General features: G+C 70.3%; 13 protein-coding genes. 1 reads left to right on the top strand and 12 read right to left on the bottom strand.

The genetic code is table 11. The annotated features are described in order from the left end of the window. Nucleotides 1-91: 91 nt before the first annotated feature. The 12 genes from gmk to efp all read right to left on the bottom strand — a co-directional run bounded on the left by gmk (nt 92) and on the right by efp (nt 15,347). A complete protein-coding gene (gmk, locus tag AB0N68_RS10980) occupies nt 92-1,003 on the bottom strand; it encodes a guanylate kinase (RefSeq protein WP_259954489.1) in 912 nt (303 codons plus the stop codon). Continuing rightward, on the bottom strand, nt 996-1,841 hold the full coding sequence (gene pyrF, locus AB0N68_RS10975) for an orotidine-5'-phosphate decarboxylase (protein WP_292795099.1): 846 nt from the start codon (nt 1,839-1,841) through the stop codon (nt 996-998). Before pyrF ends, gmk begins: the two co-directional genes overlap by 8 nt. Continuing rightward, nucleotides 1,838-5,125 carry a carbamoyl-phosphate synthase large subunit gene (carB, locus tag AB0N68_RS10970; RefSeq protein WP_313366731.1) on the bottom strand — a complete coding sequence of 1,096 codons (3,288 nt, stop codon included), beginning with the start codon at nt 5,123-5,125 and terminating at the stop codon, nt 1,838-1,840. The genes pyrF and carB overlap by 4 nt, the downstream gene beginning before the upstream one ends. Further along, nucleotides 5,125-6,327, bottom strand: a complete 1,203-nt coding sequence (carA, locus tag AB0N68_RS10965) for a glutamine-hydrolyzing carbamoyl-phosphate synthase small subunit (protein WP_292795095.1) — start codon at nt 6,325-6,327, stop codon at nt 5,125-5,127. Before carA ends, carB begins: the two co-directional genes overlap by 1 nt. Continuing rightward, nucleotides 6,324-6,836, bottom strand: a complete 513-nt coding sequence (locus AB0N68_RS10960) for a PH-like domain-containing protein (protein WP_187661502.1) — start codon at nt 6,834-6,836, stop codon at nt 6,324-6,326. The genes carA and AB0N68_RS10960 overlap by 4 nt, the downstream gene beginning before the upstream one ends. Beyond that, nucleotides 6,833-8,137 carry a dihydroorotase gene (locus AB0N68_RS10955; protein WP_259954494.1) on the bottom strand — a complete coding sequence of 435 codons (1,305 nt, stop codon included), beginning with the start codon at nt 8,135-8,137 and terminating at the stop codon, nt 6,833-6,835. The genes AB0N68_RS10960 and AB0N68_RS10955 overlap by 4 nt, the downstream gene beginning before the upstream one ends. Further along, the gene (locus tag AB0N68_RS10950; RefSeq protein WP_062634500.1) at nt 8,134-9,099 is read right to left on the bottom strand and encodes an aspartate carbamoyltransferase catalytic subunit; all 966 of its coding nucleotides are present in this window, start codon (nt 9,097-9,099) and stop codon (nt 8,134-8,136) included. The genes AB0N68_RS10955 and AB0N68_RS10950 overlap by 4 nt, the downstream gene beginning before the upstream one ends. Further along, nucleotides 9,096-9,626 (bottom strand): bifunctional pyr operon transcriptional regulator/uracil phosphoribosyltransferase PyrR, encoded by a 531-nt coding sequence (gene pyrR / locus AB0N68_RS10945; protein ID WP_259954496.1) that lies wholly within the window; start codon nt 9,624-9,626, stop codon nt 9,096-9,098. The genes AB0N68_RS10950 and pyrR overlap by 4 nt, the downstream gene beginning before the upstream one ends. Nucleotides 9,627-9,710: 84 nt before the next feature. After that, nucleotides 9,711-11,288 carry a Rieske 2Fe-2S domain-containing protein gene (locus AB0N68_RS10940; RefSeq protein ID WP_259954498.1) on the bottom strand — a complete coding sequence of 526 codons (1,578 nt, stop codon included), beginning with the start codon at nt 11,286-11,288 and terminating at the stop codon, nt 9,711-9,713. 80 nt (nt 11,289-11,368) lie between these two features. Then, nucleotides 11,369-14,329, bottom strand: a complete 2,961-nt coding sequence (locus AB0N68_RS10935; protein ID WP_363332693.1) for a DEAD/DEAH box helicase — start codon at nt 14,327-14,329, stop codon at nt 11,369-11,371. A 43-nt stretch (nt 14,330-14,372) separates the two neighbouring features. Next, the gene (nusB, locus tag AB0N68_RS10930; RefSeq protein ID WP_101845674.1) at nt 14,373-14,783 is read right to left on the bottom strand and encodes a transcription antitermination factor NusB; all 411 of its coding nucleotides are present in this window, start codon (nt 14,781-14,783) and stop codon (nt 14,373-14,375) included. 3 nt (nt 14,784-14,786) lie between these two features. Then, nucleotides 14,787-15,347, bottom strand: coding sequence for an elongation factor P (gene efp, locus AB0N68_RS10925; RefSeq protein WP_025103502.1), 561 nt, complete (start codon nt 15,345-15,347; stop codon nt 14,787-14,789). A gap of 177 nt (nt 15,348-15,524) precedes the next feature. On the opposite strand from efp, the gene AB0N68_RS10920 reads away from it, so the two are divergent. Then, the gene (locus AB0N68_RS10920) at nt 15,525-15,869 is read left to right on the top strand and encodes a hypothetical protein (protein ID WP_292795093.1); all 345 of its coding nucleotides are present in this window, start codon (nt 15,525-15,527) and stop codon (nt 15,867-15,869) included.

Here is a 15,869-nt window from a genome sequence, read left to right as displayed (position 1 = left end):
GGCGACGGGATTCGCCGCGAAGACGATGCTGCGGGCGCGCGACCCTTCGACGAGCTCAGGGACCGGCGTGGTGCTCGACCCTGGAATCAGGTCAGCGCGCAGAGCTTGTAGACAAGTCTACGACCTCGCGGGCGGCGGTGGCGACGTCCTCGTTCACGATGAGGTGGTCGAACTCGTTCTGCGCCGCCAGCTCGACCTTCGCGGTGCGCAGCCGCCGGGCCCGTTCCTCGGCGTCCTCGGTGCCGCGGCCGACCAGCCTGTGCACCAGCTCGTCCCAGCTCGGCGGCAGGAGGAAGATCAGCGTCGCGGACGGCTCCGCATCGCGCACCTGGCGCGCGCCCTGCAGGTCGATCTCCAGCAGGACGGTCTTCCCCTCCGCCAGTGCGGCGTCGATCGGGGCGCGCGGGGTGCCGTAGCGCGAGCGGTTGTGGACCACCGCATACTCCAGCAGCTCGCCGTCGGCGACCAGGCGGTCGAACTCGGCGTCGTCCACGAAGTAGTAGTGCACACCGTCGATCTCGCCCGGGCGCGGCGGCCGGGTGGTCGCCGAGACGGACAGGTGGATCTCCGGGTTGTTCTCGCGGATGTGCGCGGCGACGGTCCCCTTGCCCACCGCCGTGGGGCCGGCGAGGACGAGGAGCCGGCTGCGTGCCCCACGGGGGGTCGGAACGGGGAAGCGCTCGTCGAGCCACTCCTCCAGCACTCGGCGTTGACGGGCGCCGAGTCCGCCGAGGCGCTTGACCGGCGAGATGTGGAGCTGCTCCAGCACCCGGTCGCGCTTGCCCGCGCCGATCGCGGGGAGGGCGAGGAGGAAGTCGGTGATGCGCATGGAGCCCTCGACCGAGTCGGGGTCCTCCGTCGCGCGATGCAGCACGGCCTGCGGGGTGACGACGCGCATGGTGAGGTCGCGCTTGAGCGAGGCCCTGGCGCGTCGTCGCTCGACCGCTCGACGTGCGGCGGCGGCCCTGTCGACCTCGGGGACGGTGCGGCGTTCCTCAGCCACGGCTGACCTCTCGATACTGGGCGGCACGGTCGGCGATCGTCTCGGCGAGGGCCGCCGGGCCCGCGGAGAGGAGGCTGCGGCTCTCGCTCGCGATCACCGAGCCGGCCTGGGAGCCGAAGCGGCGGACGAGATCCACGGGAGTGGCGCCCTGTGCGCCGAAGCCGGGGGCGAGGATCGGGGCGACGGGCGCGAACGGAGTCAGCCCCGCTTCCACCGCGTCCACTGTGGCACCGATGACGAAGCCGAAGCTCCCCCACTCCCCCTCGGGCGTCCCGGTGGCGTTCCGGCGCGACACCTCGGCGATCACGGCCGCGGACACGGTCTCGCCGTCCGCGGTCGTCGCGCGCTGCAGCACGGTCGCCTCAGGGTTGCTGGTCGCGGCGAGGACGAAGAGCCCCTTGCCGTGCTCCTCCGCGAGGGCGAACGCACCCTCCAGCGCACCGACGCCGAGGTACGGGTTCACCGTCAGGGCATCCGCCTCCAGCGGCGCGCCCGCGGGGAGCCAGGCCTGAGCGTAATCCGCCATCGTCGACCCGATGTCGCCGCGCTTGGCGTCGGCGATCACCAGCAGTCCGGCCGCGCGCGCGGCCGCCAGCACCTCCTCGAGGGCCGCGAACCCGGCCGCGCCGTACCGCTCGAAGAACGACACCTGCGGCTTCACGAGACCGGCGCTACCGGCGGCCGCCTCGACGGTACGGAGCCCGAACTCCCGGACTCCGGCAGCATCGGCGGTCAGCCCCCACGCCGCCAGCAGAGCGGCGTGGGGGTCGATGCCGACACAGAGCGGGCCGTGCGCCTCCAGGGCGACGCGGGCCCGCTCGCCGAAGCGTTCCGTCATACCGCGGCCATCCGGTCCTGCGCGTACTCCTGCAGGCTCTTGACCTGGAAGCCCTCGTGCGCGGCGTCCATCCCGCTCACCGCCGCACCGAGCACGGCGATGGTCGTGAAGAGCGCCTTGTCCGCGGCCACCGCGGCGGCGCGGATCTCGTAGCCGTCCGCGCGAGCGGCACCACCCGACGGGGTGTTCACGACGATGTCGATCTCCCCGTCGTTGATGAGGTCGACGATGTTCCGGGCTCCGGACTCCTGCGTCTTGCTGTACTTCTCGACCACCGTGACGGCGATGCCGTTGCGCGACAGGATCTCCGCCGTGCCCTCGGTCGCCACGATCGTGAAGCCGAGCTGCTGGAGGCGGTGCGCCGGGAGGATCACCGCACGCTTGTCGGAGTCGGCGACCGAGATGAACACGGTTCCCGACGTCGGCATGCCGCCGTAGGCCGCGGCCTGGGACTTCGCGAACGCGGTCGGGAAGTCCCGGTCGATGCCCATGACCTCGCCGGTCGAGCGCATCTCCGGGCCGAGGACCGAGTCGACGGTCTTGCCGTCGGCGGTGCGGAACCGCTTGAAGGGCAGCACGGCCTCCTTGACCGAGACCGGGGCGTCCAGCGGGACGCGCGAGCCGTCCTGCTCGGGCAGCATCCCCTCGGCGCGGAGCTCGGCGATCGTCGAGCCGGCCATGATGCGGCTGGCGGCCTTCGCCATCGGGATGCCCAGCGCCTTCGAGACGAACGGTACCGTGCGGCTCGCCCGGGGATTCGCCTCGATGACGTAGAGCACGCCGGCGCTGATCGCGAACTGCACGTTCAGCAGACCGCGCACGCCGACGCCCTGTGCGATGGCGAGGGTGGCCTCGCGGACGCGGTCCACGTCGCTGCGACCGAGCGAGACCGGCGGCAGCGTGCAGCTCGAGTCGCCGGAGTGGATGCCGGCTTCCTCCAGGTGCTCCATGACGCCGCCGATGAAGAGGTCGGTGCCGTCGTACAGGGCGTCCACATCGAGCTCGATCGCGTCGTCGAGGAACCGGTCGACCAGGAGCGGCTTGCCCTCCTCGATCACGACCTCGCCGGCCGTCCGCACGAAGTAGTCGCGCAGCGCATCGGTGCCGTAGACGATCTCCATGCCGCGACCGCCGAGCACGAAGCTCGGGCGCACGAGCACGGGGTAGCCGATCTCCTCGGCGATGCGCACCGCGCCCTCCACGTCGATCGCCGTGCCGTTGCGCGGCGCCAGCAGCCCGGCCTCGTCGAGCAGTCGCGAGAACAGCTCGCGCTCCTCGGCCAGGTCGATGGCCTCCGGGCTCGTCCCCAGGACCGTGTAGCCGGCCGCCTCGATGCCCTTCGCGAGCCCGAGCGGGGTCTGGCCACCGAGCTGGCAGACGACGCCGAGGATGGTGCCGCTCGCCGCCTCCGCGTCCAGGACCTCCAGGACGTCCTCGAGCGTCAGCGGCTCGAAGTACAGCCGGTCGGACGTGTCGTAGTCGGTCGACACGGTCTCCGGGTTGCAGTTGATCATCACGGTCTCGAAGCCCGCGTCCGACAGCGCGAACGAGGCGTGCACGCAGGAGTAGTCGAACTCGACGCCCTGACCGATGCGGTTCGGGCCGGAGCCGATGATGACGACCTTGGTGCGGTCCGACGGCGCGACCTCGGTCTCGGCGTCGTAGCTCGAGTAGTGGTACGGCGTCAGCGCGGGGAACTCCCCCGCGCAGGTGTCGACCGTCTTGTAGACGGGGCGGATTCCCAGGCCGTGGCGCACGCCGCGGATCTCGGCCTCGCTCTCGCCGCGGAGCTGGGCGATCTGCGCGTCGGAGAAACCGTGCTCCTTGGCGTAGCGCAGCGTCGCGTCGTCCAGCTCGCCGGCGGTGCGCACGACCTCGGCGACCTCGTTGATCAGGACGATCTGGTCGAGGAACCAGGGGTCGATGGCCGTGGCCTCGAACGCCTGCTCGATGGTCGCGCCCTTGCGCAGCGCCTGCTGCAGGGTGACGATCCGGCCGTCGGTCGGCGTCTTCGCGATCTCGAGCAGTTCCTCGACGCTGCGCGACTCCTCGCCCCAGTGGAAGCTGGAGCCCCGCTTCTCGAGCGACCGCAGCGCCTTCTGCAGTGCGGTGGCGTAGTTGCGGCCGATCGCCATCGCCTCGCCGACCGACTTCATGGTCGTGGTGAGCGTGGCGTCGGCGGCCGGGAACTTCTCGAACGCGAAGCGCGGGACCTTGACGACGACGTAGTCGAGCGTCGGCTCGAAGCTCGCCGGGGTCACGCCGGTGATGTCGTTCGGGATCTCGTCGAGGCGGTACCCGAGGGCGAGCTTGGCCGCGAGCTTGGCGATCGGGAAGCCGGTGGCCTTCGACGCCAGGGCGCTCGACCGGGACACACGCGGGTTCATCTCGATGACGATGATGCGCCCGTTCTCCGGGTTGACCGCGAACTGGATGTTGCAGCCACCCGTGTCCACGCCCACCGCACGGATGATGTCGATGCCGATGTCGCGGAGCTTCTGGTACTCGCGGTCGGTGAGGGTCAGCGCCGGGGCCACGGTGATCGAGTCGCCCGTGTGCACGCCGACCGGGTCGACGTTCTCGATGGAGCAGACGACGACCGTGTTGTCGGCGGTGTCGCGCATGAGCTCGAGCTCGTACTCCTTCCAGCCGAGGATCGACTCCTCCAGGAGCACCTCGGTCGTCGGCGAGTCGCGCAGGCCGGCACCGCCGATACGGCGCAGGTCCTCCTCGTCGTAGGCGAAGCCGGAGCCCAGCCCGCCCATCGTGAAGGAGGGGCGCACCACGAGCGGGTAGCCGAGCTGCTCGGCACCGGCGAGGAGGTCGTCCATGGTGTGCGCGATGACGCTCTTGGCGACGTCCGCGCCCGCTTCGAGGACGAGCTCCTTGAAGACCTGACGGTCCTCGCCCTTCTTGATGGCGTCCACCTTCGCGCCGATGAGCTCGACGTCGTACTTCTCGAGGATGCCCTGCTCGTGCAGCGCCATCGCGGCGTTCAGCGCCGTCTGACCGCCGAGCGTCGGCAGGATCGCGTCGGGCTTCTCCTTCGCGATGATCGTCTCGATCACCGCGGGGGTGATCGGCTCGATGTACGTCGCGTCGGCGAAGTCGGGGTCGGTCATGATCGTCGCCGGGTTCGAGTTGACGAGGATGACCCGGACGCCCTCCTCGCGGAGGACGCGGCACGCCTGGGTGCCGGAGTAGTCGAACTCGCAGGCCTGGCCGATGACGATCGGGCCGGAGCCGATGACGAGGACGGAGCGGATGTCGTCGCGCTTGGGCATTACTTTGCATCTCCCTGGGTGGGTCCCTGAGCGGGTCGAAGGGTCGCGATGACCATGTCGCGGAAGCGGTCGAAGAGGTAGTTGGCGTCGTGCGGTCCGGCCGCGGCCTCGGGGTGGTACTGCACCGAGAAGGCGGGGATGTCGAGGGCGCGCAGGCCCTCCACGACGTTGTCGTTGAGGCCGACGTGGCTGACCTCGACCTTGCCGTAGCCGTGCGGGCTGTCGAACGAGCCCTCCAGGGGCGCCTCGACGGCGAACCCGTGGTTGTGCGCGGTGATCTCCACCTTTCCCGTCTGCTTGTCCAGCACCGGCTGGTTGATGCCGCGGTGGCCGAACGGCAGCTTGTACGTGCCGAGACCCAGGGCGCGGCCGAGGAGCTGGTTGCCGAAGCAGATACCGAAGAAGGGCAGACCGTCGTCGAGGACCGCGCGCAGCAGTTCGACGTGGTCGCCCGACGCCGCGGGGTCCCCGGGGCCGTTCGAGTAGAAGACGGCGACAGGCTCGATCGCCCGGATCTCGTCGATGCTCACGTCCTGCGGGAGGACGTGTACGTCGAAGCCGCGGGCGGCGAGGTTGTCGATCGTGGCCTGCTTCACACCCAGGTCGAGCACGGCGAGGTTGCCGATGCGCTCCCCCACCGCCGGGGTCACGGTCGCGTTCTCGACGGACACCTGGGCAGAGAGGTTGAGGCCGGTCATCTCCGGAGCCTCGCGGACGATGCGCAGCTGCTCCTCCGGGTCGAGCTCCGCGTCCGCACCCGAGAAGATGCCGCCGCGCATGGAGCCGGCGGAGCGGATGTGACGGGTGACCGCACGCGTGTCGATGCCACTGATGCCGACGATGCCGTCCTCGACGAGGACCTCGTCGAGGGACGCGTTCGCACGCCAGTTCGAGACGACGCGCGAGGGGTCGCGCACGATGTAGCCGGCGACCCAGATGCGGCGGGATTCGGTGTCCTCGTCGTTCATGCCGGTGTTGCCGATGTGCGGGGCCGTCTGCAGGACGATCTGTCCGGCGTAGGACGGGTCGGTGATGGTCTCCTGGTATCCCGACATGCCGGTGGCGAACACGACCTCGCCGAGGGTGCGTCCGCGCGCGCCGTAGGCGCGTCCGCGGTGTCGGGTGCCGTCCTCGAGCACGAGGACGGCGGGATCGGGGAGGCAGGCCGCGGAGGCCTGCGGGGAGGAAGTCGAGAGGGTCATGACGTGGCTCCTGTGTCAGGGGCGGCGGGGATGAGCCGCTGCAGGTCGGAGATGAGGGTCGGGAGGTCGCCGCCGGTGAGGCGCACATAGCTGTCGACGACGGTCGCGTCGTCGACGTGCCACGCGATGCGCACGAGCCCGCCGGGCTCCACGACGCGATCGATGGTGACGGTCGCGCGGTCGACGGAGACCAGGCGGTCGGCGGCGAGGAAGACGGTGGGGGCACCGTCCAGGGCCAGCGCGATGCCGCGGTCGGTCACAGCCAGCTCGCCGCGTGCACGGAACGCCAGCGGGGTGATCGCGAGCCGCTCGAGGGGCTGCTCGTGCCGAGTGGTGGACACGTAGAGCACCTCGTCGCGGCGCGTCACCTCCGCGTGCTCCGGCACCCCGAGCGGGGCCGTGTACGCGGCATCGCGCCGCACTCGTCGTCGCCAGGCGAACAGCATCGACAGCAGGATGAGCAGCGCGACGGCGATGATGATCGCGACCGCGAGGTCCCGTGCGCTCATGCGCCGAGCTCCTCGACGACGGTGCCGCCGTCGACCGTGAGGACGCCGCCGTGCACCGTGTACTCCACGCGCCCGGGCAGTGCGCGGCCCAGGTAGGGCGAGTTCACGCTGCGCCCGTGCAGGTCCGCGGCGGTGAACACACCGTCGACCGCGGGGTCGTACAGCGTGATGTGCGCGGGCTGCCCGGCTGCGAGCGGCGTGCCGTGGCCGGAGAGCCGGCCGATGCGGGCGGGCGTCGAGCTCATGACGCGGGCGACGTCGGCCCAGCCGAGCAGACCGGTCTGCACCATCGACTGGTGCACGACGCGCAGGGCGCTCTCCAGACCGACCATGCCGTTCGCGGCGGCCTGCCACTCGCACGCCTTGTGCTCGCTGGGGTGCGGTGCGTGGTCGGTCGCGACGATGTCGATCGTGCCGTCGGCGAGACCCTCCCGAACCGCGAGGACGTCCTCCTCGCGGCGCAGCGGCGGGTTGACCTTGAACCGCGCGTCGTAGCCGCGGACGAGTTCGTCGGTGAGCAGCAGGTGGTGCGGCGTGACCTCCGCCGTGACGTCGACGCCTCGCTTCTTGGCCCAGCGGATGATGTCGACCGAGCCGGCCGTCGAGAGATGACACACGTGCAGCCGCGAGCCGACGTGCTCGGCGAGGAGCACGTCACGGGCGATGATCGATTCCTCGGCGACCGCCGGCCACCCGGCCAGCCCGAGCTCGGCCGAGACGGTGCCCTCGTTCATCTGGGCGCCCTCGGTGAGCCGCGGGTCCTGCGCATGCTGGGCGATGACGCCGTCGAAGGACTTCACGTACTCCAGAGCCCGGCGCATGATCAGCGGGTCCCAGACGCAGAAGCCGTCGTCGCTGAAGACCCGCACCTGGGCACGCGAGGTGGCCATGGCGCCGAGTTCCGCGAGGCGCTCGCCCTTCTGGCCCACGGTGACGGCGCCGATCGGCTGCACGGTCGCGTAGCCGGCCGCCTCGCCGAGGGCGAGCTCCTGCTCGACCACGCCCGCCGTGTCGGCGACCGGGGAGGTGTTCGGCATCGCGAACACGGCGGTGAACCCGCCGGCGGCGGCCGCCCTGGTGCCGGTGAGGATCGTCTCGGAGGCCTCGAACCCGGGTTCGCGCAGATGGGTGTGCAGATCGACGAGACCCGGCAGCGCGACCAGGCCCGCGGCGTCGATCACGCGCGCGCCGGTGCGGGTGAGCCCCGTCCCGACCTCGGCGATCACGCCGTCCTCGATGATGATGTCGGCGCTCGTCGCGCCGAGCAGCTGTGCCCCGGTGATGACGAGGGTCTCGCTCACAGGTCTCCCCCTCGTTCGTCGTCTCGTTCCCCTGCCAGCAGCAGGTACAGCACCGCCATGCGCACGGAGACCCCGTTCGACACCTGTTCCAGCACCGTCGAACGGGGGGAATCGGCAGCTTCGGAGGAGATCTCCAGTCCCCGGTTCATGGGTCCGGGGTGCAGGACAATGCTACCGCCCGGCAGAGCCGCCACGCGCCGTGCGTCCAGGCCCCACCGGCGCGAATACTCCCGCTCAGTCGGGAAATACGCCGCGTTCATCCGCTCGAGCTGGATGCGCAGCATCATCACGGCGTCGGGCCCCTCCGCGAGGGCTTCGTCCAGGTCGTAGACCACGCGGACCGGCCACAAGGACACGTTCTGCGGAACCAGGGTCGGCGGCGAGACGAGCGTGACCTCGGCGCCGAGCGTCGTGAGCAGCCAGACGTTGGAGCGCGCCACCCGCGAGTGCAGCACGTCGCCGACGATCGTCACTCGGAGACCGGACAGATCGCGTCCGCGGCTGTCCGCTCCGAACCGGCGCTTGCGGATGGTGAAGGCGTCGAGGAGGGCCTGGGTGGGATGCTCGTGCGTACCGTCGCCGGCGTTCACGACCCCGGCGGAGATCCAGCCACTCGTGGCCAGGGTCTGCGGGGCGCCGGAGCCGGGGTGACGCACGACGACCGCGTCGGCGCCAATGGCCTCGAGCGTCTGCGCGGTGTCCTTCAGGCTCTCGCCCTTGGAGACGCTGGAGCCCTTCGCGGCGAAGTTGATGACGTCGGCGGACAGGCGCTTCGCCGCGGCCTCGAAGGAGATGCGGGTGCGCGTGGAGTCCTCGAAGAAGAGGTTCACGACCGTCTTGCCACGGAGCGTGGGGAGCTTCTTGACTTCGCGGGACTGCGTGTCAGCCATGTCCTCGGCGACGTCGAGGATGCGCAGGGCGGTGGCTCTGTCGAGCGTGCGGGTGTCGAGGAGGTGCCTCATTCGCCGATCGTCACCTCCTCGGCGCCGTCGTTCTCGAACAGGCGCACGTTGACGCGCTCGGTGCGCGCGGAGGGGATGTTCTTGCCCACGAAGTCCGGGCGGATGGGAAGCTCCCGGTGTCCGCGGTCGATGAGGATCGCGAGCCGCACGACGGCGGGACGGCCGATCGACTGCAGGGCGTCGAGCGCGGCGCGGATGCTCCGGCCGGAGAACAGGACGTCGTCGACGAGGACGACCGTCTTCCCGTCGATGCCGCCCGGGGGGATCTCCGTCGGCTGCGGCGACCGCGTCGGGTGCTTGGCGAGGTCGTCGCGGAAGAGCGTCACGTCGAGGGAGCCGACCGGGACGGAGACCTGGGCGATCTCGCTGATCAGGGCGGCGAGCCGGTGACCCAGCGTGACACCGCGGGTCGGGATGCCCAGCAGGACGAGGCCGTCGGCCCCGCGATTGGACTCGAGGATCTCGTGCGCGATCCGGGTCAGCGCTCGTGAGATGTCGGCTTGGTGCAGCACAGTGCGCACACTCATCAGCCGCTCCCTTCTCCGCCTCACAGGACGGTGTTAAAGGTTGCTAGTGCCCCCAGTCTATCGGACCCGCGATGGTCCCCCCGGTCAGCTCGCCTCGCGGAGCACGGGATCCGTCACGTCGTCGATTTTCGAGGAACGGATCGGGTGGCCGCTCGTGGAGAGGCAGCGCCCGGTCTTCAGGTCCCACTTCCAGTCGTGCATGCTGCACGTCAGGATGCCGTCCTCGTCGACCTTCCCCGTCTTGGTGAGGTCGGCACGAAGGTGCGGGCAGCGGCGCTGGACGACCCAGTCGCCGATCTCCGCATCCTCGGTCTGGTCGGTCTGCTCCTGGTACCAGTTCTCGACGTACTCGATCCGGTCGACCGAGAGGCACTTGAGGAAGGTGGTGAGGAACTCGTTGAACTTGCCGCTGCGCCCGACCGAGAACTGCATCGACAGGAAGATCGAGTTCGACCAGTCGATCTCGTGGTCGCGGATGTTCGTCGACACGAGGTCGGCCGGGATCGTGTACCAGTACACGCACTCCTCGCCCGCGTACTCGCGGACCTTGGCGCGCGGGAAGTCGACCACCATGTCCAGCTCCCCGATCCGGAAGCGGACGTGCCCGCCGACACCGAGGCGGATGGTGCGCGACTTCTTCAGCAGCGGCTCCCACCACTCCTTGATCGCCGCCAACATCTCGTCGGGCGGGATGGTCTCGGCGCGAGACGCCTCCTCGTCGCGGATCTCCTGCTGGCGGGTCGCGCGCTGCTCCTCCAGGTACTCCCACTTCTCGTCGAAGATGTGGGCGAGCTCGGCCTCGGTGTAGAGCGTCTGCTCGGTGGTCACCGCACCGCCGTCGATCGTGACGAGCGTGCCGGGGACGAAGAGCTGCCCGTCGTACTTCGGCGCCAGCTCCTTCATGTGCGCGATGAACTGCTTCTGGTCCGTGAAGATGGACTCGCCGTTGCGGCCCATCCCGTTGAAGTCGAAGAGGTCGTCGCGGAGGAACATGGGCGGCCCTGCCATCGGAAAGACGTGCGGCGCGTCGACCTTCTCGATGTAGTACATCGCCCGCTTGTTCTGCGCCTCGCGCTTGAGACGGGCGAAGTTCTGCTTGGCGTCCAGAGGCAGGTCGTAGACCATGGGCCACCAGATCGCTCCGGAGACCTGGGTGAAGTAGGCGTCGGGCTTCCCGAAGTGCAGCAGCTTGTCGAGATCGAGCGGGTGCGAGTCGTTCTGGTTCAGCATCGACCCCGTGCCGTCGTCCACGCTGAGCGACGAATCGCCGATCGGGCCGTCGCTCGGAGCGCGCAGCGGGGTGATCATCATCTTGAGCGCCCCGCGCTCGATGATCTCGCCGGCGGGCGCGTAGGTGATGTTCGTGTAGCCGAGCGCCCGGATGTCCTGCTCCAGGTCGTCGATCGGGTACTCCGGGAGGAGCACCTCGATGTCCTTGCGGATGTACCGCTCCAGCAGCGCCGGATCGAAGTGGTCGCGGTGCCGGTGCGAGATGTAGAGGAAGTCGGCTTCCCGTCCGTACCGCTCCCAGTCGAGCGCGCGGTTGTCCGGGAACGGGAACCAGGACCCGAAGAAGGACGGGCCGAGCACCGGGTCGCAGATGATGTTGCCGCCCACCGTCTCGATGAACATGCCGGCGTGGCCGAGTCCCGTGATCCGCATTGCATTCCTCTCGAAGATGAACCGTTCGATTGTACCGACGGCTCCCTGAGCAGCCGGCGGGACGGGCCGGGGAAAACGGTCTAGTCGTCGAAGAGACCGCGGATGTCGTCGGCGGTGAGCGCCTGGGCGAAGAGCGCGTCGTCGTCGAGCACGGCCGTGAACAGCCGCGCCTTGCGGCGTTGCAGCGCGAGGACCTTCTCCTCGATCGTGCCGGTCGCGATCATGCGGTACACGAACACCTGGCTGCGCTGGCCGATGCGGTGCGTGCGGTCGACGGCCTGCGCCTCGGCGGCGGGGTTCCACCACGGGTCGAGGAGGAAGACGTAGTCGGCCTCGGTCAGGGTGAGTCCGAATCCGCCGGCCTTCAGGCTGATGAGGAAGACGGGCTGCTCCCCCTCCGCGAAGTCCGTGACCACCCGCTCGCGATGCCGCGTCGAGCCGTCGAGGTGCGCGTACGGGATGCCGGCGGCGTCCAGACGCGCGGCCGCCATGTCGAGGAAGGACGTGAACTGGCTGAACACGAGCGCGCGGTGCCCCTCCGCCTGCAGCTCGACGATCCGTTCCAGGAGCTCGTCGAGCTTGCGGGAGCCGAGGCGCGCATCGGCCGGGTCGATCAGCGCCGGAGCGAGGCTCAGCATGCGCAGCAGAGTCAGCGACCGGAACACGATGAAGCGGTTCCGATCGAGATCCTCCAGCAGGCCGAGCACCTTCTGCCGCTCGCGTTGCAGCACCGTCTCGTAGAGCTCGCGATGCCCCGCGCTCAGCTCGACCTCCAGCACCTGCTCCTGCTTCGGCGGAAGATCGGGGGCGACGAGCTCCTTGGTGCGGCGGAGCACGAGGGGACGGATGCGCCGTCGAAGCTGCGCGAGGCGGCGCTGCCGGTAGGGTCCGCCCTCCGCGTTCTCCGGGACCTTCCCCTGCTCGATCGGCTGGATGTAGTGCTCGCGGAACTTCCGCGCCGAGGCGAACAGGCCGGGCGCCGTGAGCTTCAGCAGCGCCCAGAGCTCCTCCAGGCTGTTCTCCAGCGGCGTGCCCGTGACCGCGATGGTGACGTCGGCTGGGAAGCGGGCGACGGCACGGTGCAGCTTCGTCGCCGGATTCTTCACGAACTGGGCCTCGTCGAGGAACAATCCGGCCCAGGTGACGCCTGCGAACCCCTCTTCATCGAGCCGGGCGACGGCGTAGGTCGTCAGCACGACGTCGGCCTCGCGAGCCGCGACACTCGCCGACGGTCCGGCCGTGGAGTCCCGGGTGACCACGCGGAGGCCGGGAGCGAATCGCGCGGCTTCGGTGCGCCACGTGGCCAGCACGGACGTCGGGACCACGACGAGGAAGGGGCGCTCCTCCCCCGCCGCCCTGGCATGCAGGATGAGCGCGAGCAACTGGACGGTCTTCCCGAGCCCCATGTCATCGGCGAGGATGCCGCCGAGGCGGTGCGTCCAGAGGAACGCGAGCCAGTCGAGGCCCTCCTTCTGGTACGGCCGAAGGTGTGCGGTGAGCCCCGGCGGGATCGGCACCGACGGCACCGCAGTGGCGCTCCGCAGTCCCTCGGCCGTGGCGCGCCAGCTCACCGCGGGAAGGGCTTCGTCCGCCAGATCCTCGAACTCCTCCCACAGATCCGTCTGATGACGACTGATCCGTGGGCCCGTCTCCCACTCGTCGAGGTCTCCGGCCTCGTCGAGCAGGTCACGCAGACGGTCGAGCGCCGGGTGGTTCAGGGAGAAGTAGCTGCCGTCGACGAGCAGGAGCTTCCGTCTCCCCGCGCTCAGGGCGGTGAAGAGCGGCTCGAACGGGATGTTCCGACCGTCGATGCGGACGATGACGCCGAGGTCGAACCAGTCCGGGTCGGTGCTCTCCACGGTCGAGACCGTGATCTCCGGCTCCCCGGCGAGCTCGCGATACGTCTTGCGGCGGCCCGACCCCTCCACCTCGACGCCCTCCGCCTCCACGGCGGGGACGACGCGGGTCATGAACTCCGCGGCTTCCACGTCGTGGAACGCGCCCGCGGGGGCGAACGCGACACCGTGCTCCTGCCAGACGTTCCGGATCCGCTCCGTCACCCCGGCCTCGGCCTCCGGATCGCGCACGGCCTCCGGACCCGGCGTGAACGGCACCCGCCCGAAGCCGCGATAGTCCCACTCGACGGCGTACTCCACGGTGTCGCCGCGACGGAACGCCACCCGCAGCACGGCACGGGGCGGCGGGAGGTCCGGCAGCGAGACGCGGCCGACCGCGCGGACGGAGAGGCGACGCGCGAGGAGCGGATAGGCGTCCTGGAGGAAGGCCGCCTCCTCCGCTGCGGGGACGACGAGCATCCCGGCCCGGAGCAGCGACGGCGCGGGCCCCGCGAGCGGAAGCTCCGCGAGCGTCACCTGCAGGCGCGACCCGCTCTGCGCGACCTCGTACACGCCGGAGCGCCCGAGGGCGCGGATGCTGCCCGGCAGCGTCTCGCGCCCGTCCAGGGTCACGACCGGACGGACGACGAGGCCGCCGTCGTCGTCACGGGACACGGTCGCCGCCAGTTCTGCGCTGTCAGCGAGGACGAGCGTCGTCGACCGCTGGGCCGCCACGAGCGGGATGCCAAGGTCGGTCGCCGACCGAAGATGCCCCCAGAGGAGCCGCGACTCGATCAGGTCGGCGACGAGCCAGTCCCCCGCCGTGCCGGAGAGCAGCGCGTCGCGCGCGATGCTCAGCAGATCGGCGAACCACCGCGACTGCTCCCGACCGTACTGGTCCGGCGCGCGGCGGACCGCGTCCCAGGTGGCGGAGCCGAGCACCCAGGACCCCGTCGCCGCGCTCCGCTCCAGCGGACGGATGCCGAGGAGGATCTCTCCGGTCGCCTTCGCGACATCACGCGGAGTCGCGGTGCGCTGCGGCCGGGACGCCCACGGATTCGCTCCTCGGGCGTCGCGGACGCGCAGCTCGAACCCGAGGGCCAGCGGGGTCGTCGCCGCCGGAGCGGCGCCGCCCTCGAACAGCGCGCGCCAGTCCCGCGCCCCGTCTCCCGGGGCACCCGAGGCGGAGACGGGCGGGCGGATCATGGGATGATCCTGCCCGCCATCGCCGACACCGCCGCTGCGGCGCTCAGGCCGAGCGGGCGACGCGGGCGAGCACGCCGTGCACGAACGCGCCCGACTCATCGGTGGAGAACTCCTTCGCGAGCTCCACCGCCTCGTCGATCGCGACCGCGGTCGGCACCTCGTCGTTGTAGAGGATCTCCCACGCGCCGATGCGCAGCAGGGCGCGGTCGACGGCGGGCATCCGCTCGAGCTTCCAGTCACGGCTGTGCGTCGTGATCTGCTCATCGATCTCGTCGCGCTGGTCGATGATGCCGTCGACGATCTCGCGGGCGTACAGCCACGACGCCTCGCGCGCGGGCTCGTTCGCGGCACGCTTCGCCTCGGCGGCGAGGGCCACCGCGACGTCGTCGCCGCGGACGTCGGCGGAGAACAGGATGTCGAGCGCGCGCTTGCGCGCCTTCGTGCGGGCGCTCACGCCTTACTTCTCGCGGCCGAGGTACTCGCCCGTGCGGGTGTCGACCTTGACCTTGGTGCCGGTCTCCAGGAACAGCGGGACCTGGATCTCGTAGCCGGTCTCGAGCGTCGCGGGCTTGGTGCCGGCGGACGAGCGGTCGCCCTGCAGGCCGGGCTCGGTGTAGGTCACCTCGAGGATGACCGACGCCGGGAGGTCGATGTAGAGGGGGTTGCCGTTGTTGAGGGCGATGGTGACCTGCTGGTTCTCGAGCAGGAAGTTCTTCGCGTCGCCGACCGTGGCGGCCGGCAGCGTGATCTGGTCGAAGTCGGTCTGGTCCATGAACACGAACCCGTCACCGTCGGTGTAGAGGTAGGTGTAGTCGCGACGGTCGACGTTCTCGATGTCGATCTTCGCACCGGCGTTGTACGTGCGGTCCACGGTCTTGCCCGAGACGACGTTCTTCAGCTTCGTGCGGACGAACGCGCCGCCCTTGCCGGGCTTGACGTGCTGGAACTCGATGACGCTCCAGAGCTGCCCGTCGATGCTGAGGACGACGCCGTTCTTGATGTCTGCGGTGGATGCCATGTGCGAGGAGTTCCGTTCCTGAGTCCGTGGGGGCCGGGGTCGGCCGACAGTCGATTCTACGGGATGCCCGGCGCCAGCCGCCGCGTGGGCACGATAGACGCTCCTGGGTGCGAGGGGAAGCCCCGTGACGACGACGACCGCCCCCGGGCAGCCTGGAGCGGGACAGGAGGAATCGACATGAGCGAGAACGACCGCGACCGCGACCGCGACCCGACCAGGATGGCGAATCAGCCGGCACTGCGGACGTCGTCCGGGGCGGTGTGGCTCATCGTCGCCGCGATCTTCACCGCGGTCAGCCTCGTCCCCCTGATCGGGATCGTCCGCAGCGGCGGGGCGGCGGGAACGGTCGGCCTCATCACGGCGATCGTCCTGGTCATGGGTCTGGTGGCGATGGTCGTCATCCGCCTCGCCGTGGCGCCTGTGCGTCCTCGGCTCCGTGCGCTGGCCGGCTGCTTCCTCGCCATGGCTCTGCTGACGCTCGTGGGCATCACCGTCTGCGTCCTGCTCGTCGGCCTGCCCTGA

It is taken from the genome of Microbacterium meiriae (assembly GCF_040685015.1).
Taxonomy (GTDB): domain Bacteria; phylum Actinomycetota; class Actinomycetes; order Actinomycetales; family Microbacteriaceae; genus Microbacterium; species Microbacterium meiriae.
The sequence above is the reverse complement of the archived record's forward strand: the minus strand, read 5'-3'. Positions and strand labels throughout refer to the sequence as shown.